Origin of the sequence: Sphingobacterium sp. UBA7249 (assembly GCF_002472835.1) — a bacterium.
Taxonomy (GTDB): domain Bacteria; phylum Bacteroidota; class Bacteroidia; order Sphingobacteriales; family Sphingobacteriaceae; genus Sphingobacterium; species Sphingobacterium prati.
This window is the reverse complement of record NZ_DKST01000001.1, coordinates 60,546-82,524: the sequence shown is the minus strand read 5'-3', so window position 1 is coordinate 82,524 and position 21,979 is coordinate 60,546. Positions and strand designations below refer to the sequence as shown.

General features: G+C 38.1%; 19 protein-coding genes. 3 read left to right on the top strand and 16 right to left on the bottom strand.

Annotation, left to right across the window (positions count from 1 at the left end; translation table 11 throughout):
- Positions 1 to 144 precede the first annotated feature (144 nt).
- From B4A24_RS00345 to B4A24_RS00335, 3 genes are read right to left on the bottom strand one after another with little or no spacing between them, the layout of a single operon-like run.
- Positions 145 to 906 (bottom strand): Rossmann-like and DUF2520 domain-containing protein, encoded by a 762-nt coding sequence (locus B4A24_RS00345; protein ID WP_172396378.1) that lies wholly within the window; start codon positions 904 to 906, stop codon positions 145 to 147.
- Positions 906 to 3,365, bottom strand: coding sequence for a heme lyase CcmF/NrfE family subunit (locus B4A24_RS00340; RefSeq protein WP_293941140.1), 2,460 nt, complete (start codon positions 3,363 to 3,365; stop codon positions 906 to 908). Before B4A24_RS00340 ends, B4A24_RS00345 begins: the two co-directional genes overlap by 1 nt.
- A 20-nt stretch (positions 3,366 to 3,385) precedes the next feature.
- Positions 3,386 to 3,793 (bottom strand): cytochrome c maturation protein CcmE, encoded by a 408-nt coding sequence (locus tag B4A24_RS00335; RefSeq protein WP_172396380.1) that lies wholly within the window; start codon positions 3,791 to 3,793, stop codon positions 3,386 to 3,388.
- A gap of 445 nt (positions 3,794 to 4,238) precedes the next feature.
- Here B4A24_RS00335 and B4A24_RS00330 point away from each other — a divergent pair, with 445 nt between their 5' ends.
- Positions 4,239 to 5,198, top strand: coding sequence for a lipid A deacylase LpxR family protein (locus B4A24_RS00330; protein ID WP_293941137.1), 960 nt, complete (start codon positions 4,239 to 4,241; stop codon positions 5,196 to 5,198).
- On the opposite strand, the gene B4A24_RS00325 is transcribed toward B4A24_RS00330, so the two are convergent.
- Positions 5,195 to 6,454: a dicarboxylate/amino acid:cation symporter gene (locus tag B4A24_RS00325; protein WP_293941134.1), complete on the bottom strand. Its 1,260-nt coding sequence runs from the start codon at positions 6,452 to 6,454 to the stop codon at positions 5,195 to 5,197. The genes B4A24_RS00330 and B4A24_RS00325 overlap by 4 nt on opposite strands.
- Before the next feature lie 425 nt (positions 6,455 to 6,879).
- Between B4A24_RS00325 and mnmD the strand changes: the two genes are divergently transcribed.
- Complete coding sequence (gene mnmD, locus B4A24_RS00320; protein WP_293941131.1) at positions 6,880 to 7,545, top strand: tRNA (5-methylaminomethyl-2-thiouridine)(34)-methyltransferase MnmD; 666 nt, start codon at positions 6,880 to 6,882, stop codon at positions 7,543 to 7,545.
- Positions 7,546 to 7,939: 394 nt separating this feature from the next.
- Here the strand turns inward: mnmD and B4A24_RS00315 are convergent, their stop codons facing one another.
- From B4A24_RS00315 to B4A24_RS00290, 6 genes are all read right to left on the bottom strand, one after another.
- Entirely contained in the window at positions 7,940 to 8,674 is a 735-nt protein-coding gene (locus tag B4A24_RS00315) for a hypothetical protein (protein ID WP_293941128.1), read from the bottom strand.
- A 539-nt stretch (positions 8,675 to 9,213) separates the two neighbouring features.
- On the bottom strand, positions 9,214 to 9,903 hold the full coding sequence (locus B4A24_RS00310; protein WP_293941125.1) for an SMUG2 DNA glycosylase family protein: 690 nt from the start codon (positions 9,901 to 9,903) through the stop codon (positions 9,214 to 9,216).
- A 97-nt stretch (positions 9,904 to 10,000) separates the two neighbouring features.
- A complete protein-coding gene (locus tag B4A24_RS00305) occupies positions 10,001 to 10,498 on the bottom strand; it encodes an FKBP-type peptidyl-prolyl cis-trans isomerase (protein WP_293941123.1) in 498 nt (165 codons plus the stop codon).
- A 37-nt stretch (positions 10,499 to 10,535) separates the two neighbouring features.
- A complete protein-coding gene (locus B4A24_RS00300) occupies positions 10,536 to 12,536 on the bottom strand; it encodes a thioredoxin domain-containing protein (RefSeq protein WP_293941120.1) in 2,001 nt (666 codons plus the stop codon).
- Between the two features lie 50 nt (positions 12,537 to 12,586).
- Positions 12,587 to 13,429, bottom strand: coding sequence for a hypothetical protein (locus tag B4A24_RS00295; RefSeq protein ID WP_293941118.1), 843 nt, complete (start codon positions 13,427 to 13,429; stop codon positions 12,587 to 12,589).
- Between the two features lie 330 nt (positions 13,430 to 13,759).
- Positions 13,760 to 14,251: a SixA phosphatase family protein gene (locus B4A24_RS00290; protein WP_288810193.1), complete on the bottom strand. Its 492-nt coding sequence runs from the start codon at positions 14,249 to 14,251 to the stop codon at positions 13,760 to 13,762.
- Positions 14,252 to 14,569: 318 nt separating this feature from the next.
- Here B4A24_RS00290 and B4A24_RS00285 point away from each other — a divergent pair, with 318 nt between their 5' ends.
- Positions 14,570 to 15,562 (top strand): hypothetical protein, encoded by a 993-nt coding sequence (locus B4A24_RS00285; protein ID WP_293941112.1) that lies wholly within the window; start codon positions 14,570 to 14,572, stop codon positions 15,560 to 15,562.
- Between the two features lie 32 nt (positions 15,563 to 15,594).
- Here the strand turns inward: B4A24_RS00285 and B4A24_RS00280 are convergent, their stop codons facing one another.
- The 6 genes from B4A24_RS00280 to B4A24_RS00255 form a co-directional block, all read right to left on the bottom strand.
- Positions 15,595 to 16,608 carry a hypothetical protein gene (locus B4A24_RS00280; protein ID WP_293941108.1) on the bottom strand — a complete coding sequence of 338 codons (1,014 nt, stop codon included), beginning with the start codon at positions 16,606 to 16,608 and terminating at the stop codon, positions 15,595 to 15,597.
- A 245-nt stretch (positions 16,609 to 16,853) separates the two neighbouring features.
- Entirely contained in the window at positions 16,854 to 17,966 is a 1,113-nt protein-coding gene (locus tag B4A24_RS00275) for a hypothetical protein (protein ID WP_293941106.1), read from the bottom strand.
- The gene (locus B4A24_RS00270; RefSeq protein WP_172396394.1) at positions 17,929 to 18,993 is read right to left on the bottom strand and encodes a glycosyltransferase; all 1,065 of its coding nucleotides are present in this window, start codon (positions 18,991 to 18,993) and stop codon (positions 17,929 to 17,931) included. The genes B4A24_RS00275 and B4A24_RS00270 overlap by 38 nt, the downstream gene beginning before the upstream one ends.
- Entirely contained in the window at positions 18,993 to 19,946 is a 954-nt protein-coding gene (locus tag B4A24_RS00265; RefSeq protein ID WP_172396395.1) for a lipopolysaccharide core biosynthesis protein rfaS, read from the bottom strand. The genes B4A24_RS00270 and B4A24_RS00265 overlap by 1 nt, the downstream gene beginning before the upstream one ends.
- Positions 19,946 to 20,935, bottom strand: a complete 990-nt coding sequence (locus B4A24_RS00260; RefSeq protein WP_293941102.1) for a hypothetical protein — start codon at positions 20,933 to 20,935, stop codon at positions 19,946 to 19,948. The genes B4A24_RS00265 and B4A24_RS00260 overlap by 1 nt, the downstream gene beginning before the upstream one ends.
- Entirely contained in the window at positions 20,932 to 21,687 is a 756-nt protein-coding gene (locus B4A24_RS00255; RefSeq protein ID WP_293941099.1) for a glycosyltransferase family 2 protein, read from the bottom strand. The genes B4A24_RS00260 and B4A24_RS00255 overlap by 4 nt, the downstream gene beginning before the upstream one ends.
- Between the last annotated feature and the right edge of the window lie 292 nt (positions 21,688 to 21,979).

The following is a 21,979-nucleotide window of genomic DNA, read 5'->3' as shown; positions in this document are numbered from 1 at the left end:
TAGTCCAATTGAATATTTTACTGTTCAATTAGCATTCCAAAATGCGCTTTCGGACAGAGCAAATGTACTAAAGTTCCCTAAGTAAATGGATATATTTACTATGCTGGAATAAGTTTTGATAAGTTTATAACTGTTTCTAACAAACTATTTTCTTTTAGTAATCTCATGCGACAAAAGTTGATAGATTTGCTGTAAATCTGGTTTATTACTAATAAATTTCAAATGTTTTTGCTGTGTCGTCAGGTCTTCCCGAATCGCCGGACCTGTCTGAACTGTAATTGGAACCTGCTTTTGTACTTTTTCTGCCGTTTCTAGAATGATTGGCCGGATCAGATCGAAGGAAAGATTATTCTCCTCCAAGAGTTCGTAAGCGAGCTGATAAAGGATATTTGAGAAATTGTTGACCATGACCGAAGACAGATGAATCGCCAATCGCTGTTGCGAATTGCACAGGATGCTCCGGGGAGAAAAGGTTCGTGTCAGATGAAGCAAGATCTCGGCATTATCTTCATTATTGCCTTCGACACAAAATGGAATACCCGAAAAGTCAACCGATTTATTTTTAGAGAGCGATTGTGGAGGATAGATCACACCATAGTTGTTAAACTGCTTCAGTACATCGATATCGGTTGCGCCTGAGCAGTGCACAACAATGCCTTTAATAGGCTTAGGCATCGTTTCTACAACTGTAGGAATAGCCTGATCGGACACGGCAATTAGATACAGATCAGCATCGATCTGCAGCTGGCTGAGTTGATCCGTAGCAGGACATTGAAGCGCAAAGGCCAATGCATTCGCATTGGCCTTTGTTTTACTATAGATTTGAACGATCTGATGTCCTAGTTGTTGAAACGCTTGTCCAAAATGCGTTGCGGCATTTCCGCTTCCTAAGATGACAATATTCATTATTTCGCTAATTTTCGTTTTTCCTCTTTATTCCGTCTGACAATAGACATGATAAAACCAATGGTCATGACAATTGTTCCACACCAAAAGAAGTTGATGTATGGGAATTTGATTGCCTTAAAGACCACCCATTTTTTCTCCGGTAGCGGTTTTTGGTAGACCATGATTTCTAGCTTATCCTTATCTGGTTTGATTCCTGTAAACCTAAATTTAAGGCCTTGATCAGTCACATCTTTGTTGAAATCATAGACTCCACCATCCTTGATCAAATAAACAGGTTGCACTTCATATTGTTTATTATCTGCTGCAAAGACCTTTATTTTCAGTCCAACCATTACATCGTTGGGGCCTTTCGGGATTTTTTCGAGCTGTGCTTCCTTGTTAAGACCTTCAATTACATAGTAACCATTGCGGTAACGTAAGGTATCGCCAATATTGACCTGATAGGTCGCAGGTTCTTCATAATCTTCAAACCCCGTTTTCTCTTCGGCAGATACTTTTGCGTGCTGTGCCTGACTTTCGGCAGCCGCAGCAGTAATTAAGGTATATACGTCATGTGTAATATAATGTTTAGTTGCCGGAGTACCGATCAAACCACCCATTTTGGCATTGTTTTGCGCGAAAGGTTGTAGAATAAATTCTTCTTTCACTTTACCCGATTCCTCATCGACACGTTCGTATTTGATTTTGTAATACGTATTTGGTGCAACAATACTATCGCCGATATACGTGATTTTATATTCACCCATCTGTACCGGCTCGCCTTCGGTTAAAAATAGGTTTTCACCAGGTTTTTCCACTTTGTCAAAGCCCGATACCGCGATGTACCCCGTATTGTTGACAGAGATAACTTCATTTGTAGCTGCGGCGATCATTGCTCCGATCAACAGGAGGCCAAAACCGATATGCGCTACCGAGGATCCCGCCAATTTCCATTTACCTTTGACCGCATCGCCCAGTACCCGGATATTCGCCAAGATACAGAAGATGCTGGCAAAAGTAATCAGGATATAGATCAGGTTGGTATAAGTTTTGGTAAAATAGGAAATAATTGCTGTCAGGATAATGGCTACAGCCAGCGATGCTACAGTGGATGCTAAAAACTTGCGGCTATCGGTACGTTTGTATTTTAAGAACTGTGTAAATCCGGTCATAATCATGACGATAACCGCGAAGCCGGATTGCCATTTATTATAATGTTGAATCGGCTCCAACGGTGGCGCTACCTTGGTGCCAAAAATCTTGTTGAATACTGGAATAGAAGTAGAGGCAATGATCTGTGCACAGGCAACAGTTAGTACCAAGGCACCGATAAATAACCAGAATTCTCTCGAATAGATATCTTCATCTTTTTCAGTAATAGGCATCTCTTTCTTTTTAACAACAAGAAAGACAACCATAATCGCTAAAAATGCAACGTTGAACAAGATCAACTGTCCGCTCATTCCCAAATCAGTAAACGAGTGAACGGAGGTTTCGCCAAGGACACCACTACGCGTCAGGTAAGATGCATAGATCACCAGCACAAAGCTGATCATCGCCAGAAATGTTGCTGTAAAATAAGAATGCCCTGAGTTTTTATAGGCAATCATGACGTGTACCGCCGCGATCAAGGTAAACCAAGGAATGATGGATGCATTTTCTACAGGATCCCAAGCCCAGAATCCGCCAAAGTTAAGCGCTTCGTAAGCCCAGAATGAGCCCATGATAATACCAGCTCCCAAAATCATTACCGCAAATAAGGCCCATGGCAAAGCTGCATTGATCCATTCTTTGTAACGCTTGGTCCATAGGGCACCTGTTGCATAAGCAAAAGGAACAATCATCGAAGCAAAACCAAGGAATAAGGTCGGTGGGTGGATCACCATCCAATAATTTTGGAGAAGTGGATTTAAGCCATTACCGTCCGTGATCAACGATAGGTAGTTGGCTTGTTTTAAAATCGGAATATCCATTGCGTCACGCAACAGGATAAATGGCGAGCTACCGATACGTAATCCGAAAAGTTCCACACCAACGATCATGGATGCCAAAAAAGCTTGACAAAGCATCACGAAAGTCATCACGGAGCTTTCCCAGCTCTTTGCTTTAAACAACAATATTGCACCCAATACTGTTTGCCAGAACATCCATAGCCAAAAACTGCCTTCTTGTCCTTCCCAAAAACTGGAAATAATATAATAAGTGGGCAATGTCTTGGACGAGTGTGCCCATGCATAATTGTACTCAAAAAGATGATTATAGATGATATAAAATAAGGTTGCACCGATTGCTACAACGGAGACTGCATTAATCCAGAATCCAATGCGCGCGATCTTTTTCCATGAAGTCTCTTCAGGGTTTTTAGTCGCAAAAAAATAGCCGATACAAGATAAAAGCGCGGCACCAAAGGAAAGAACAATAAAAAATTGTCCGATCTGCCCAGGTAGCAGGTGCTCACCAACGTAATTAACGTCCATTGAAAAATTGATTTTACAAATTAATTATTGAAAGCTGTGGCATTGATTTCCGTGACGACCGATTTATCGTTATATTTCGATGGACACTTCATCAATATTTTGCTTGCTCTAAACACATTTCCGTCCATTTTGCCAGTCAACACAATTTGTTCCGAACGCTCGATGTCCTGCGGTTTTGCACCTCTGAAGACAACCTCGCACTCTGTACCGTCATTATCGTACATGAAAAAGCTGAATTTGTTGGCATCAGTCTTCGGATCATAGTGAAGCGCCTTATCTTTGTTTAGTTGGCCGACCACATATAGTTCTGTTTTCTTTTCTTTTGCCTCGGTAAATGTCGAGTAGGTACTTGAATCCGTGTAGATGACAAGTATCATGGCAATAGCCACAGCAATAATAGCGATTAGAATGATGGAACTTTTTTTCATTACTTTATTATTTATTGTGCGTTCATTTGCTTTGGTATAAATGAACCCGTTTACTCATTAAATTAGTTCAGCAAAGAAACTATCATGGGCAATTGTTCGGATTATGATCCGAACAGGCTAAAACTATGACAGTTTCGTTGGGATTATTTGTTTATGCATTTGTACCGGCCTTCTGTAATTTTCATGTTTCCCCAAACATATTCACGTCAATGAGCACATACCTGCGATCATTTTGACAAAAGCTGACACTTAATCGAATGCAAAATTACAAATAGATTTGCGAAGAAAGGAATAATGCAACTTTTCGACATTATTTATATTTGTTCTAAATAGGTCGCTATGGCTGAAAAAATAAGGTATATTTGGATGCTTTTGAATAATTTAAGTTGAGATTTAATATTTTGTCGTAGTTTATATCGCATGAATTTTACAATTGCCTGTTAATATGAGTGTTGCTTTGCGGTCTTTACTGCTCTTGTATGGAATTATATTTCCATTTTTTTTGGTTTTTGGGCAGGTGGGTTTGCGCAACCAGGAACTTTCTCTTCAGAATGATAACGATGTCTATCTATTGATTGGCCAGGACCGATATTATACCAATGGTATCAATGTCAATTATCGTATAGCACTGCCACCGCGTAGCGGATCGGAAGTTTCAAATACAGTACTGGACTTTGAACTTGGCCAGCGCATCTACAATGGGATTAGCATAATAGATTATCGTCGGCAAAATAAGAAATACGACCGGCCTTTTGCGGGGTATCTTTACCTAAGTGCAGCTGGGACTCGTTTTTTGAAAAGCGATCAGGTGGTTGAGCTTAAGATAGAGCTGGGGCAGATCGGCTCCAGGTCGTATGGCGAGGAAGCACAGAAGTTTATCCATCACCTTTTTGGAATGTATGAAGCCACGGGCTGGGAGACGGAGCTGAGCAATGCCTTTGGTGTGGATTTGCAGGTGAAATATTTAAATGGAATTTATCGGAATCAGTCTCAATCTTTTGACCTCGGTGTCATGGGACGGGGTGCCCTGGGGATGAACAATACCAACGTGGAAGCTGGAATCCCAATTCGTGCGGGGCGACTCAAACCCTACCATGCATCGACGTTTACACATGGACATTTGACGCAGGCCAGAGGTAAGGACGAGCAAGAATGGTATTTTGTTTATCAACCTAGTTTGGCACGGGTATTTTATAATTCAACGATAACAGGCGGATTGGGAAAAGACGATCCTATCGGAGAATTATACCGTATTGAACCCTGGATGCTGAGTCACCGAGTGGGGTTCAGCTGGTCCAACCACAAGGTTAATTACGGTATCAATTATATTTTCAATTCCAAGGAACTCAAGTCTATCTTTCATCGGCATCAATACGGACAACTATTTTTTGCTTACCGCTTTTAACCATTGTTAACCATGCTTTCAGCCATTGGATCCGATAACTTCTGCCCGATAAGCCTGGTGGTCAACATGGCGGCAACCGTATCGCCGGTAGCGTTGAGCATCGTTGCCAGGGGATCTACCAATGTCGCAATAATCATAATGGAAGGAATGACTTCTGTCGGCATTTGATAGACCGATATAATGAGCATTTCGCCGATATACCCACCGTTTGGAATACCGCCAGCGACAATACTGACCAATAAAGTGATCCCAACGGCCATCATCAGATTGCCCGGTTCGAAAAATTCTTGGCCACTTAACAACAGCGCAATATAAATTTTAAAGATACAAGCGATGGCTGAACCATGTTTATGCAAGGTTGTTCCCAAAGGGATAACGACACTTGCGACGGTATCGGGGACACCGATTTCTTTTGCTGCCAGTAAATTGGCCGGCATGGTTGCGAGGCTGCTGCAGCTGCTGAGTGCAGTCAGTGAAGGTAAAATATTATTCTTCCAGTAGCGTTTGACACCTTTGATACCAAATGCTAGGAAAGCAAATAGACTAAATATTGTAAAGAAATAGATGAGACCGAAAAGGTAATAAAGGCCGATGGGTTTGGCATAGAATCCAAAGAGCTGTGGGCCAAGTGTACCGACTTGATAAGCAAAATAAGCACCCAAGCCGATCGGAGCCAGATGCATTACCATGACCAATAAATTTCCCATTACGGCATTTCCTGAGTTGATAAATTTTCGGAACATATCAGCTGAAGTACCAGATCTGCGTGTGGCGATACCCACCAAAAATGAGAATATAACAAAAGCCAGCATATTCTGTCGGGACAATAAACTGGAAAATTCACTAACGGTCAGGAAACGAACCATTTTTTCACCCCAGGAGTCCTGTAGAGTCGTGTCGATAATATCCTTTGTTTGTTCGATAGGAAGATCAGAACTCACGGGAAACAGGTAGAGAAAGACCACACTCGTCACACCGGCAACAACAATACCGATTACAAATACAAGTGACATCATGCCGATGATACGGCCCAATACGCTATCTCCTTCAATATTGGCTACGGATGAGGCTATTGCAAAAAAGACCAGCGGTATGACGCTGACAAAGAGCAGATTTAGAAAGATATCCCCAATGGGCTTCAGGTTATTCACAAAATGTGGAAAAAAGATCCCAATTAAACTCCCGATACTGATGCCAAGAAGCAATAATAGGATGCTGCCATAGTTCCGTATAAAAGTTTTTGCTGAATATTCCATTAGGTTCTGTGATTGTTTCGTGTTTACGATGCTAAAATAATCTTTTTATCCTATTATTTCATCGTTTAAATTATTTGTACATGCCGGTCTCATCGGTATAAATGAGTACGCTTACTGATTAAATAGTATTTTAAGATATGCGTGTGTTCCATTTCGTTCAATCCACCAGATTTGAATAAATCTTGATGGTTTATTTCAATTGCTTATTAAGCCCATATAAAGATTTACTGGAATTATTCCGGCCAGCTTTTTATCTTTGAAGGGATATACTTTAAGGAAGACTACTCCTGTTGGACCAGTGGGGAAATTTACGCAAATTTTGTGTCCTGCAAGTGCAATAGCTTTATGGGAATTTGCCCCCAAGGTATATTTGAATGGAAGTGTTGGAAAGAATAGTGAATTTATCAATAATGAGTATGACAAACATGGATTTTGTAATAACAGGAGATGGCTCGAAGACATTGTATAATGCAGAGATAGGCGAATGCTACCACTCGAAGCACGGTGCTGTTCAAGAAAGTCGGCATGTATTTATCAAAACCGGTTTGGATCACTATGTGCAACAGACAGGAGCTCTGGATGTCGCTATCTTAGAAGTAGGATTTGGGACAGGACTTAATTTTCTGCAAACAGCAGACTACATCCGGGACAAATCATTTCAGGTAGATTATGTGGGCATCGAAGGTTTTCCGTTGCCGCTGAATACCATTGCTGCAACAGGATATGATGAGACTGTGGATGCAGCAGTTTGGTCAGCCTATGTGAATAATTATGAAGGTGCATTGCAGCAGTCGGTTCGAATTCACGAGCGGTTACAGCTTCGCATTGCGCATACTTTATTGATGGATTTTGATTCCGAAAAACGGTTTGACGTCGTGTATTTTGATGCTTTTGCCGCCATACATCAGCCCGAAATGTGGAGCGATGCGGCATTGGCGCATGTCGCCCAGTTCGTTAAACCGGGCGGTGTCTTTGTTACTTATGCCATTACAGGCAACCTCAAACGCAGTATGAAATCTTTGGGATTTTCCATTGAGAAGACTCCGGGGGCACCGGGAAAAAGGGAAATGTTGCGTGCGACCAAACAATGAAAGTTGTATAAACTTCATGATATAAAGTGAAAGATCACAAACGAAGCTGTCCATATGAGGACCACCATCTTTTTCTTCAGTCTAGAGGAGACCTATAAAAAGATGAATTGGCTTAAAAGCGAACAATTTGTTAATTTGTAAACAGTATAAAACTATAGGATTGAAAATCCCGCTAGCGCTTATCGTATGAAAATCTCACAGATCTTAGCTATTCCAGGCTAGATTGCTAGATACTTATAAAATTGTTGGCCACGCAACCAACTATTTTTTGCTACTAATAATTTTTATTTAAGCCATTAGTAGCAACGTTTCACATCGCTTTAAAGCTATGTTTATGGATGATTAGACCATACGAATGATTTTCACCTGAACGATCAATATTTCGGTTCTATAATTAAATAATAAATGCACCGACAATTGCCGCGGGATGCAGATATTTATTATTTAGTAGGGAATAATCTTCGCGAAATCTTTCATAGTATTCGATATTCATTCCAATAAGTACGGTCTCAGCATCTTGATCGTTCACATCAAACCGTAATTCTTCCAATTCAACAGTTCTAGAATCTGCCTGTAAGCATAAAGAAATCTGGTGTTTGTGCCTACGGACATAGATCTGTTTTTCGAAATTGAATACCACAATCATCAAATTTATTTTCATGAGATTACAGTATTTTGGACGATGAATATCGTTTTGCATGTCAAATTTTGGGAATTGTATGGCAATTTGTTTTGTATCCAACAATTTTATTTCTGGGTCGAAATGCATGTAGTCGTGCATATGGCATTTGTCGTTGAATTGAAAGTTTACCAGCCGATCGATCTTTCCGCCACGAATTGTCTTTTCGCCCACGGGCGCTCTGTTTGGCCGGGTGACTCTTTTTAATTGGTTGATCAGGCGATTGTGCATATTGCTATCGTGTAATTTGAGGTGAACTTCACCCATTATATGTCGTATGCGGGATCCTGCGGTACTCGCGTTACCAAAATCTATAGCAGCTGCTTTTGTGGCCTTCGTTTGTTTTGTCTTACGCCCTGGGCCAGTCTGCACAATAGTTTTTTCATTTGATTTTCGAAAGACAAGGTTCCCAACCAAGCCTTTCAGATTACCGTTTTCTAAAATAGCCATAGGTTGAATTTAGGGAATTAAAATACTGAAAAACAAATAATTGTTTATTTTTAAGAGATTTGAAATAGGCTTTTACCAGCAATTATTAAATTCATAATAGCTAGTAAAAGCCAATTATGAAAATTGCATTGGATGTTTTTATAAGTGACGCAGGCAAGGATCTTTTTCGAATTTGGTATGGGGATAAAACCGCTGCTTCGATAGCGGTTCGATGCAGCTTCGTATCTACTTCGATACAGCTCCGTCCCCTAGTCGAGATGAGTCTGTGGTGAGAGCGACATGTGTCCGTGGTGAGTCCGAGTTAAAGTCGGAAACATGAGGGTAAGACTTCTTTCTCAAGCCGCTATTACTAGGGCGCAGTGTCGAAGAAGGGGCGAATGAGTGTCGAATGAAGGCCGAATGGGAGTCGAAGGATCCTCGAATAACGCATCTAACACGGACTCCGGATCGAAGTAATACTAATCCGTTCTATTGTTTGGGGTATTACTTATTAACAATATTTGTTCTGAATTACAGCTTATTAACATAGTTACTAACATTTATAAGCCACTCAATAAGCGAATATAACTGTCGATGTAAAGTTGTTTGTCCTTGGATTTATATTGTTGGATATAGCGTGGGTGATCCAGAATAATTATCTCTCCAAATAGTTTCTCTTCTTTGTTGATTTTTGCGAGGAAGGTCGCATTTTTCTTTCCCAGAACAAAGACTTCGTCAGTTTCCAGTCCCATAGAAATATGTTGTTTTAGGGATTCCACCATAAACGGCTTTACCATTTCAAAAAGCTGCTTATCGTCGTAATAGTTTGCATTAATCCAGTTGTTAGGCTTTTTATGCTGGACAATGGCCAGTGGAAAAGGGGAATTGATATAAAACTGTTGATAGAAGATATTAGGTCCGCCGTAGGCTTCAATCATATCGTACATAAATACTGAGGAGATTTCATGGGTATGGGCGGATTGCATTTTTATACCACAGGCACTGTATAATCGTTTGGTATCCGTAAAAGGTACGCCGGTGACGCCCGCCCCATGTCTACTTGGATTGATCCCGATGATAAATTTGCGTTGGAGGTTGTCGTGATAGTATTTGTTGTAGAATTGTCCCATCACAACCAGTGTCTCGGGATTGTCAAGGTAAGGGTTAATCACGTTGAAATCAGCAGGAAGATTTCCGTGATAGTGAAGTTGTTTGTTAAATGTAATTACTTTCTCGGCAAATGTAGGCATAATGGATGCTTTTAGAAGCAAGTTACGGATTTTGAATATAGGATAACAAAAAAGGACGCCAATTAGCGTCCTTTTTCGTGTATATCTTGGTCTCTTATTAGTGACCTTGTGTACCATCAGCACCGTGAGAATGTCCATGTGACAATTCTTCTTCAGTAGCAGGGCGTACATTTAAGATTTCGATATCGAAATTCAATGTTTTACCAGCCATTGGGTGGTTTAAGTCTGCAACAACAACTTCTGGAGTTACTTCAGCAACTACCGCGCGGAATTGGTTACCTTGGTTGTCTTGCAAAGGTAATACTTCGCCTACTGGAGGTAAACCTGTTTCTTTGAACATGTCTACTGGCAATTGTGCGAATGCTCTATCGTCTTTTTCACCGTAAGCATCTTCTGGTACCAATTCGAAAGAAGCTTTGTCACCTACATTTAAGTCAGCGATGTTTTCTTCAAATTTAGGCAACATCATACCTACACCATATAAGAAGTCTAAAGGTTGTTCTGCAGTTGTTTCTTCAACGAAAACTTTTTCACCGTTTTCTACTGTGTGAAGTCTGTACGTCAATGCTACGACGTCGTTTGCTTTTATAGCCATCTGATTTTGATTTTTGGAGCCCCAAGGCTACCGTTTATTAAATATAATTTATTAACGCTGTTATGGAATCTTGTGGAAGACTGCACGTCTTATTTTTACAAAGATATGCTTTTGTTTTCTTTCCGATTCTATTCTCTAGGAGAGGAAGACTTTCTTCCGTGCCGCCGAGTACAATTTTGTTTGGGATATAATGTTGATCCAGTTCCTTGCGAAAAGCTGCTGCTTCCTCACCGGTAAGAGCAATTTCATTGATCCCATATGTTTCTTCTAGCAATAATATTGCCCAATTTGAATAGGCAGATCCGTAAGTCTTGATTTGGGGAAATATATTGGCCAGTAATTGATCAGCGATGGCAGTATAATTCTCATCGTCAAAAAGTAAACCCAAGCGCTTCAGCTGACGTACAATAGTCGAGGAAGAGGAGGGAATTACATTGTCCATGACTTCACTTTTTCGTGCGATCAGTTCTTCTGCTTCTGTAGAGGTATAGTAAAATGTTTTTTGGTCGGCATCATAAAATAACGCAATGGTCTTATCCGCCAATTGTCGCGCGATAGTCAACCATTTTTGATCAAATGTGGCTTCGTATAAAGCTATAAAGGCTTCTATGGTGAAAGCATAATCATCCAGAAAACCCGATATCGCACGGTTATCATCCCGTGGCTGATGCAATATAGCGTTATTATCCTGAATCAGTTCCGTGCAAATAAACTGTGCATTGTTCAGGGCAAGATCCAAAAAATGATTATTTCCTAGACTGCGATAAGCGTCTATTAGTCCTTTTAATAAGAGGGCATTCCAGGTGGTCAACTGCTTGTGGTCGAGTCCCGGCCGGATGCGTTGTTCGCGATAATCAAATAGTTTCCGCTTGGAAATTTTTAGAAACTCTGCCCATTCGTCAGCTGACATATTGACCTTTGTCGCAAGCTGGTCTGCATTAATGGCGCAAATGGGTACATTGGTATGTTCTTCTTCCCAGTTGCCTGCCTCTGTAATATTAAAATATTGACCGAATAGCTCAGCGTCTTTGCCAAGAACTTTATCAAATTCAGCTTTCGAAAAGGAATAGTACTTTCCTTCGACTCCTTCGCTATCGGCGTCCAATGCGCTATAGAACCCATGATTAGGGGCAAGCATTTCACGCGCTGCCCAAGCAACCGTTTCTTCAATAATTCTTTTATAGAATGGATCTTTATTTTGTTGATACGCTTCCGCATAAAGTGAAAGTAGCTGACCATTATCATAAAGCATTTTCTCGAAATGTGGGATATGCCAGTAATGATCTACGGAATATCGGGCAAAGCCACCGCCAATCTGATCGTAGATTCCTCCGGAACCAATTTTTTTTAAGGTAAAATGGACATGATCCAACACCTGCTGGTCTCCCGATAGAATAGCATATTTTAAAAAGAAAGACCAATTGTTGGGCAGTGGAAATTTAGGCGCTCTTTTGTATCCACCTTCCTCTTTATCGAAGGTCTCAGTCCATGGCGCAATGATTTCTTCAAGATCTTTGCTGGTGTATTGTTCAGGAATGGGTAGGACAGGGAATTTCTCTGCTCGCTGGATACCATTCGTCAATTTATTGGCATAATCCAATGCGACTTCTGGCTTTTCTTCCCACATCTGTGCGATCTGTAACAAAATGTTTTGCCAATCCTGCGGTTTGAAATAGGTGCCGCCATAAATCGGACGACCATCGGGCAGACAGATGCAGTTCAGGGGCCATCCGCCGGCATTGGTCATCAGTTGGACAGCGAGCATATAAACTTGATCAACATCAGGACGTTCTTCGCGGTCAATTTTGATGGGCACGAAAAACGTGTTCATGGTCTGGGCAATGGCTGTATTTTCAAAGCTCTCCCGTTCCATGACGTGACACCAATGGCAGGCTGAATAGCCGATGCTCACAATGATAAGCTTATTTTCGTCCTTCGCCTTTTTTAAGGCCTCCGCACCCCAAGGCCTCCAATCCACGGGATTGTGCGCATGCTGCTTCAGGTAAGGGGAGTTTTCAAACTGCAGTTGATTCGCCATAAGACGAAGGTAGGAAAAAAGCCTCCAGAATGGAGGCTTTAATGTGTTTTTTAATATTTAGGTTCTGCAATGATGAAATAAGTTTCAATGGCATCTTTCGGAGAGCCTACTAAGGCGATTGAAGAAGCTCCGTTTTCCCAAATCGCTACTGGGGTATAATTCAACTTGTTTTTGAAAAGCATAGTATACTTGTCATCAAGTTCAGCTTGTTTATTTTGTGCAGAAACAAATTTAGGTGTGCCAAACGTTGCTTGTGCTACTTCCACTAAATACTCTTTTTCTTTTTCCAGAGTTTGCTTTGGAAATTGATCACTATAATAGAGACTCAAATAACTATATGGATATTGCCCTTTCACATAAGTTTGATTAATACGATATCCTTCTTTGTCGGAATAGGATTCCCCGACAAAGCTACTGGCAGGTGGATTTCCCCAATTGACATTAAAAAAGTCTTTCCCTGCAATGGCTCTGATGGTTAGTCCCGCTTGTTTGATCACTTTACCCTCTTTGTAAAGTAATAAGTCGAATTTATAATCCCCCGGTTTGTTGAATGTGACTCCAGTCATAGAACGAAAGGGATTTACTCCTGAACTGTAATGTAAAATGTCATCGATATGCCATACTATTGAATCGACAACCTCCTTATCCCATAAAAAAGCTGTAAAATGGTCTTTATGTTCCTCTTTATCGTATACACGGATTAGGCCTTGCTCAAATACATTTATCACCCAATTGTCGGTCCATACATCAATATTTTTGGTTAACCTAGTGGTAAGAGACTCTTCTTCTTTTTCTTCAGGTGTTATTACTTCAGGTGTATCAGGATAGTTATCCTTGGAACAAGAAATGAAAATAAATAAAATACAGCTTATAATAAGGTGTTTCTTTAGCATGACTTTTTAAATTTTCAGTAAAGGTAAGAAATGTTAATATAATTCATATAATATTATGACACTATTAATAAATTTATAATGTTATGGGGGGGAAGGACAGGAAGTTGACTATTAATCAGTCATCGGGGTGCTTACCTTTTATGCCGGGTCGTCGATCTTTCACTTATCATGTGACAATCGCCAAGGATAAAGTTCGGGTCACTTTTACGAAACAACAAACATGTTTTTTACTTCCGGTTAGCTTTCTCTGCATTAGAAATAGTTGTCGCTATGTAAAGATAGGAGTATCAGCATAATGACACTCCTTGTATTCAGTAGTTTGAACGAAATTTAATCCACTATTTGCACAAGATCTGCACAGTTGCCACTGAGCATTTGAAAGGTAAATCCTGTATCAAGCTTAATCTCTGCAAATGAAGAGGTGCGGAGGTAGGCAGATTTTCTGGTCAGGTATTCTACCAAGTCCGTCAATGTCGGGTTGTGTCCAAAAAGTAATACATGATCGATATGATCTGGGATCGTGTTGATGACTGAAAGCAAGTGTTTGTAGGTACACTCATAAATAGACTCTTCCATCTGAATATCAAATGAAGGAGCGCCCATAACTTCCAAAAAGACTCGGGCTGTTTGTAAAGCTCTATTAGCGGGAGAACTGATAACTATACTATTTTCATTGAGTGTTAGTTTGCCTGCGAGCTTTTGTGCAACTTGTTTCGCATGTTGTATTCCCTCGGAGGTCAATGCGCGATCAAAGTCATTTATTCCAGGAATGGTTTCGGCTTTGGCGTGGCGGATGATATAAAGTTTTTTACTGTTGTCCATAATTAAAATTTTTGATTCTACACTATTTAACGCCTATAAGCGGGCTTTCATTATAAAAATAAGAAGATTAGTTCTTTAAATATCGGTGAAGTCCCTGAGAGCGTATTGATTGTATAATAACATGTGGCGAATAAGTTTGTTTGTTATAGAGAGTTTATCCATTGCCTTGAATGTTAATTAAGAATGGTAATAAATAAGTTATTTCGATGAAAATACGGGGGCAATTTTCGGTTACTTAAAGAAAAATAAATCAAAATAAATTGTGAAAGATAAAAATTAATTTAATTTTGTAGATTGTAAATTATATTAATATTAATAATGAGGCCGATTTTATCTTTTATTTTAATTCCAGTTTTACTTTTCTCGTCTTGTTCGAAAGATGAAGCGATTGATAATCAATCTGATCCTGTTGAGTATCGTAAAAATAACGCAGCATTTTCTTCGGATTATTTTATGATGTCAAATACCACTGATGAGAATCTGTTTTTAGGAGGATTGTGGTTGATCGACAGCGCGAAAGAAGGGGGAGCGCTAGAGAGAATAAAGGTAGATATTAGTAATTTTAAGATGAAAGTTGTTCATAATTCAAATTTGAATACGATCAAATTTGGAAATTTTACTCCAAACTACCAAAATGTCTCAACTTATGCCAATTTGTTTAAAAATGACATATTTGATGCAAATATCAATTTTAGTTATGGCACTTTCTCCGACTACAATGTGATTAGGACTTTCTTACAAAATAGCTCTGATTCGGATGAAATTCTTTCACTCATTGCCAAGAATAAAGATGGGAATAAAATGGTGCAACGAAAGTATGGATATTATGAAGATATAGTTTTGTTAGACTTAGTTCTTGGAGCTCAATTTGATGAGTTTGCCGCTTTCTTTGATAAAAAATACGTAAAGTCTTTGTCTAAAGAAGGGAATGTACCCGCTTATGTAAGTTCTGCTGCATATGGTCAACATAGCCTGTTTTTATTCGAAAGTGATTATACGGTTGACAGGATCAAAGATGTATTGAAGAAGTTAAAAGCTGGTGAACAGCTGAATAACATAGATAAAGATCTCCTAGAGTCAAGTTCCATAGTTATTTATTTCCGTGGAGGTGATAAGCAAAGTTATATTGGAAAGGCTGAAGGGGCTAAAGCTGTAGAAAATGCATGGCAATTGTTTAAAGAAAAAAGCGACAAGAAAAATAAAAGCTATGAGTTCCCAATTTGGTATAAACTAAATAGTTTAGAAGACTTTGGGGTAATAAGATATAATATTAAGTTTGAATATTTTGAGAAAAATATTCGGTATAAATAAATTGATTATTCCGATCATTATTTGATGGTTAACTATCTGTTGAAATATTCGCTTTTTGTAAATGTATATAGTTTTTTATAGAAGTATGCGTGTTTTACCAGTCTAGTATTTTCAGTAAAGCGTTTCCATTTATTAAAGCGATTTCGCCAGTTTAACTGTTCTTCGATATTTAACAGCTGGTTAACCATTTTATAGGCGTTCAATTGTGTTAAAGCAATATTTCTTAATTTCCTTCCATCCTCGGGATTATATTTTTCAAGCTCCCGAATCAACTCTTTTTCCTGGTATTGACGATTCAGATAACGACCTGAACAATTCATTTGTACATATTTTGAAAAATTTTCCGGACGTAAGTAACCGTCGGCTTTATTTCCGTTGTACCCGCGATGATCATAGATTAAACTGGGGCGTCCACAGGCCATTGCATCGTAAATGGATCGACCAATCCCCACAACCAAGTCGAAAAGATTAATCTTTTGTTCGATACTGACAGTCGGATTTTCCTGTTTGTTATAGGCTTGAAAATGTAGACCTTTCGCTCGACAAATAGCTTTTAATTTCGCATTAGCTTTATCGCTTTGGCATAAAGACAATACGCTTTGGAGTGTATTATTTAATGGACGTACGGGTTTTTTTGCCTGTACATCTATCCCATTTAAAATAACATCATTTGCATACCCCATGCTTAGAAGATGATCGGATATTTCATCAGAAATGGCAACGTGATAATCTGCAAGTGGCGACGGTTGTTCTAATTCCGGAACAGTGCCATGACATATTTGAATGATGGGAGCTTTAGAAAAGAGTTCTTTAACAGAACTATTATGATTAGCAAAGATCAGATCATACCTCTTTTTATTCATAAATGGTGTATGCAACTCTTCTTCTATCTTGTCTGAAATTAATCCCTTATTAAAAGTAAAATACTCTACTTCAACATCGGGCCGTACATTAAGTGCTTTGATTAAATCATAAGTATAAAGTTCAGAACCTCCAATTTCGGCTAGATGATTGGTTGCAACTAAAATTTTTTTTGCTTTTCCCATCTCTTTAGATTTTCAGAAATAATTAGTGATATTATAATCTGGGTAACAAGCAACAATCATTATATCGTCTCCCAATATGTAAAATCACCCAATCATTTTGTTTTGAAATTCAGATAAAGCAAATAATAAGGTTTTATCTGAAATAGTTTAATTATAATAACTAACGAGTGTAAAAGCAGTTTAATTACATCTGCTGGCATAAAAACTTAAAAATATGAAGATTTATTGATTGATATCTTTATTATTTATGATTGAGCTGGCAAATTGATTGGAATATGCTCTTCTTGGTCAAAAACATACTTGATCCAGTTAGAGAAACTATATTTCCTTTTTATTAGAGGATCTATTTCTCGCATGGGTGTATTAAGGAATGTAATAACTTGATTGTAGTCAGTTGTTGGATCAATGATCAGTATATTGTCAGGTTGGTAGAAATCATATTTTTGAATAGATTTTTGGGTGGTGATCAACTTCTTGTTGAACCCTATTGCTTCTAAGGCACGAAAAGATAATCCATCATGTAAATAATTAGAAAAATCAGCCAAGGCTTTGGACTGTCTAACTAAATCTATATTTTCTAAATACGTAATACCATCATAAGTGGTTGTAATGATAGGACACCGTTCTTGTATCTCTTCTACCAATTCCTGGCTATGCGTATTGATGATAGCATTGATTTCTACCTCTTCTTTATTTTTGAATAAATTGAAAAACTGATAAATATCAGGAATCCTTTCTTTGATGTATGTTCCAATGAACAAAATATCGGTAGATTTACCGGTCAAGTTATTGTCTTCTTGTTTGGTTATTTGTTGATCTAGGTAAAAGTTGGTTAAAGGTAAGGTGCCGGGTAAGGCAAGGTCAACAGGATCAAATACAAAGAATCGGTCAAAAATTGCTATTCTTGAGAAAATATCAGGATAGCGATTTAATCCATCCCATTGATAACCGACGGTAAGTCTAGTAATATTTTTTACCTTCGCAATGATCGATTTTGGAAACAAGTCCGGCCGGATAAAAAGGGCATAGTCTGCTTGCTGTATATGCGCAAATTTCCCCTCGTATTGTTCATCCAGAAATCTTTTTCGCAATACATCTTTATACTGATAGTCTTTTAAAATAAGTTTCCGGTAAAGGTTTTTGAGCCGTAATACTGGACTTTTGTAATAAAAAGGCTTTTCTTCGATATTGATGTCTACAACTTCAAATCCCAATACTCCCAACTGGTCACTGATAACGGAATTTAGACCAAAATTTTTGGGAGCGCCAAGTATAACTATTTTTTTTTCGTTTTGTTGCAATAGCATTTTCAAATCCTGATTATCGAGCAAATATTTTCGGAGATTGCATAATTTCATGCCAGATGTTTAGAGTATCTTCTTTTTCCATTTGCAGTGTGTAATGGGAGGAAACAAATTCTGCAGCGAGTTGCCCCCTTTTCAACATCTCATTTTGGTTTTGCTCAAATTTTTCAATAATTGTTTTTACGGCCTCAACATAGTCAATAATATCGCCTTCGGCCACCGCTGTTGTGAATGATGGATCAAAATATTCTTTTCCGCCTTGTCCAATATAGCCTACTACATAACAGCCGCATGCCATCGCTTCAACGGGAGGTAAGCCAAAGCCTTCTCTAAAGTTGAAACTCAGAAAAATCATGCTTTCTTTCATGATTGTTGCAACTTCCGATTCTGTTTTGTTATCAATTGAAACTAATGACCAATCTTTTGGAAGTCCGGTCAAACGTAGAATATTGACAACCTGCGAAACATCCCCGCCAAGCTTTCTTGGCATGAAACATATCTGTTTTCTTTTGTTTGTTCCCAATGAAAAGACATCATGATTTATCCCTAATCTCATTTTCAAAGTTGTTATATGAGGAAAGGCATAACTAAAATAATTTTTTGCATCGTCTGAAGCAACGATGGTAGCTACGGTATCAGTAGAGTTATAAGGTGTATCTTTGTAATCTCCATCTAATGCGAAATGGTCAAACGTATAATAACAGTTCTGATTAAAAATAATACGTTTGTTAATAGGCATAATCTTATGAATTCTAGGACCATAGATTTCAGGAAATACAAGAATAGCGTCTTTTTCTATACGATGGCTGATTAATTTAAGGATTTTTAAGAATATTTTTTTACTGAATGTAATCTTTTTTTGTCTATAATCGTATTTTAGCCTTTTAAATAACCAAGGATTATATTTTATAGAGACTTTGGCGTTAAACCAACGCTCTACCTTTCCTAATTTTCGATGTAGGATTACGGCATTATATCCCGCCTCATTAAGGATTTGTACTTGACGATACATTTGTTTTACACCGCCGCTTGCGGATCTATTGGTAGGGCAAATAAAATATATGGTTGGCTTATTCGGCATTATGATATGATGGTTTGAATCCAGTTTTTTATAAAATACTTTTGTTTGATGTTGCTGTCAATTACTTTATACGCACTATTAAAAAAAGACTGCGGTATGTCTATCGTATTGATGTCCTCAATAATATGAATATTTTCTTCACTATAAAAATCAGCATTATAGATATTGGCTGTCGTTATTAACTTTTTCCCCAAGCCAATAGCTTCAAACGGTCTAAATGAAAGCCCACGTTGGTTAGGGTGGGCAAGATCTAATATTGCTTTGCTATCAAGATAGTATTCATAAGCTTTATTAAATGGAATAATCTTATGAATCACTTCAATATTGTTTGGAAGTTTTTCCTTAATTGGATGAGATGGATAAGTAAATATTCTAGCTTTAGCTTTTATTCCCTGTTTTTCAAAGTATTCAAACAATTTGAGTGCATCGTTTATTCTGTTATCGTACGTCATCAGTAATGCTACGTCGTATGCCGAAGCTTTTTTACTTTGCTCGGCAAAATAAAAGTTTGTAATCGGTTTGAAACCGAATTTTAGACAATCGGCGGGATCAAAGCTAAAAATAGTGCCAAAAGAATTGATGAAATTTTTCTGCGTGGGAATTTTATCAATACTATCCCAGAATAAGCAAACTGATCGGTTACAAGCCTGTTGTGCAATCAATAGATCTTCTGCTGTCAAAACATCGGGACGATTAATGATTAACAAATCAAACTGTCCATGCTGTGCAATAGTTTGTCGTATATATTGTCCCTTTTTTATTTCTTTCAGATTTTTACGCAGAAAAATTTTGAGAAAGAAGTTATAAATCCGTTCACCAAGATTTTTGTATTGATAAGGAAGTGTTGAATTGATATCAATGACTTTGTGATTACTGTATTTTTTTAGCCCTTCGCTTACAACTTCATTAAATCCGTAATAACCGGGAGCGATAAATAAAATTTTTTTCTTCATTAATAGAGAAGACTTTTAAGATTAAAAATTTTTTTTAGCCATGTGTCCAGCGTATAGCGCTCGTAAATATCGTCCGAGATCTTTTTGTAAGGACTGTTGAAGAAAGACAGATCTAAATTACTTAAATTTTTATCGATATATAAGATGTTCTGTGTCGCATATAAGTCATAATCGATAATGCTGGGGTTATCGGTTATAATCTTCTTTTCTAGCGCCATGGCCTCGAAAATTCGGAAACTTAGCCCCTCCTGTCCTTCACGCATCAAATCGATAATTACCTTGGACTTTTTATACTCATTTAATACGGCTTCATTACTAATAGGTTTCTTTCGGAATTCTATCAGCGTTGAACCCGTTGGCCTAAGGAAAAAATTTCTGAGTTTTTCTTTCCAAACCTGTTTGCCAACAACGATGATTCGGCTTTTTATATGGAAATCTGAGAGGTGAGCGACCAATTTCCTTAGTAATTTAATCCGGTATTTATCATATGAGGTGATGTAAAAGAGATCATGTTCAACAGTGTCGGACTGAACTGGCTGATCAGATATGTAGTTATAGTTTGTAATCTTCTCGAAGCCGTATTTATTAACGTCTTTGTCTTCAAATGAATAGATCTTGTCAAACAGATCCAAACGATCTTTAACTGGAAATCGTTCGAGATTATCGTATAGATAGGAAATCAGATATGGAGTATAAGATTTGATCTGCTTAATGGTCTCATAGTCCAAATTATGGGGATTGAGTACAAGGATCTTGTCCTGAGGGCCGAGCTTGGCCAGCGAATCAAGCACATATTCTTGGCGTTTGATGTGCTTGATGTTTTTGTTTAAGAAGATTTTGCTCAGGGCATTGCGGAATCGTTCACCAAAGTTTTTGTAACGATATGCTCCCATGTTAATATGAGAGGCATCGACCCCTTTTTCTTGTAATTTACTTACAATGTGGTGGTCATAATTCCAATAATCAAAGCTTATAATGCAAATCTTCATCTCTTTTCTTCTCTTTTCAAGGACATAAAAGTTTCATGTACACTCAGACTCTGCAAGTAACAAAGTTGATAGCCTCGTCGTCCATCAAGTATTCCTAGTTTCAAAAAGTATGCCTTAAAAAATTTAAAAGACACTTTTGCTAAGTGGCTCAATAGCGAATAACGTTTGTTCTTCGCATAGAGCTCCTTGCCTTTAAGCGCTCCATAATGAACCATTTTCTCTTTGTAAGATGTATAATCAGCAAAAGAATAATGCCATATCTTATTTTTTAAACTACCAATCGTTCCGTTGACTATCAATGTCTCGTGGACCTTCTTTTTGGTGTCGTATGTAGCCTTACTCTTTTTGAAGAGACGGAAATTCTTGTCGTTTTGTGTGCCAGAAAAATTAATCCGCTCACCACAAAAGAAAAATAAGCGATACATATAATATGCATCTTTCGCTTGTGGATCATTGATGGTCTCCACTATTTCAGTCTGGCATGCCTCAGTCAGGCGTTCATCCGCATCCAAAAATAGTACCCAGTCGTTACTGGCGTATGTCAATGCCAAATTCCGCTGTTTGGTAAAATCTTCGAATTTATTTTGATAGATCTTTACTTTAGGATGCAATCGTGCAAGTTCCAAGGTACGATCGGTACTGAACGAATCCACTAAAATGATTTCATCGGCAAATTCTAAACTTTTAAGAACTTCGCTAATATTATCCTCTTCGTTGTATGTAATAATTAAAGCGCTTATTTTTTGGCTCACGTATACGATTTAATTAAAAAGTTGGACCATACTATATCAATCATAACGTATTAGTTTCTCATTTCGTTACATTAGGCTGGAAAAAATGACAATTATTGTTTTGCAATTTAGTCCCTAAGCTCAAAAAGCTTTTTCATTGTGACAAATATATTACATATTTTTTGTAATAAAACAAAAAAACGGAAATGCTTTTTTACTTAGGATTGTCAAAGAAATGTATTTTCGATTATCAAACACAAAAACTTAAACCTTATTAATTATATATGATTATTTTTGCACGAAAAGTAATAGC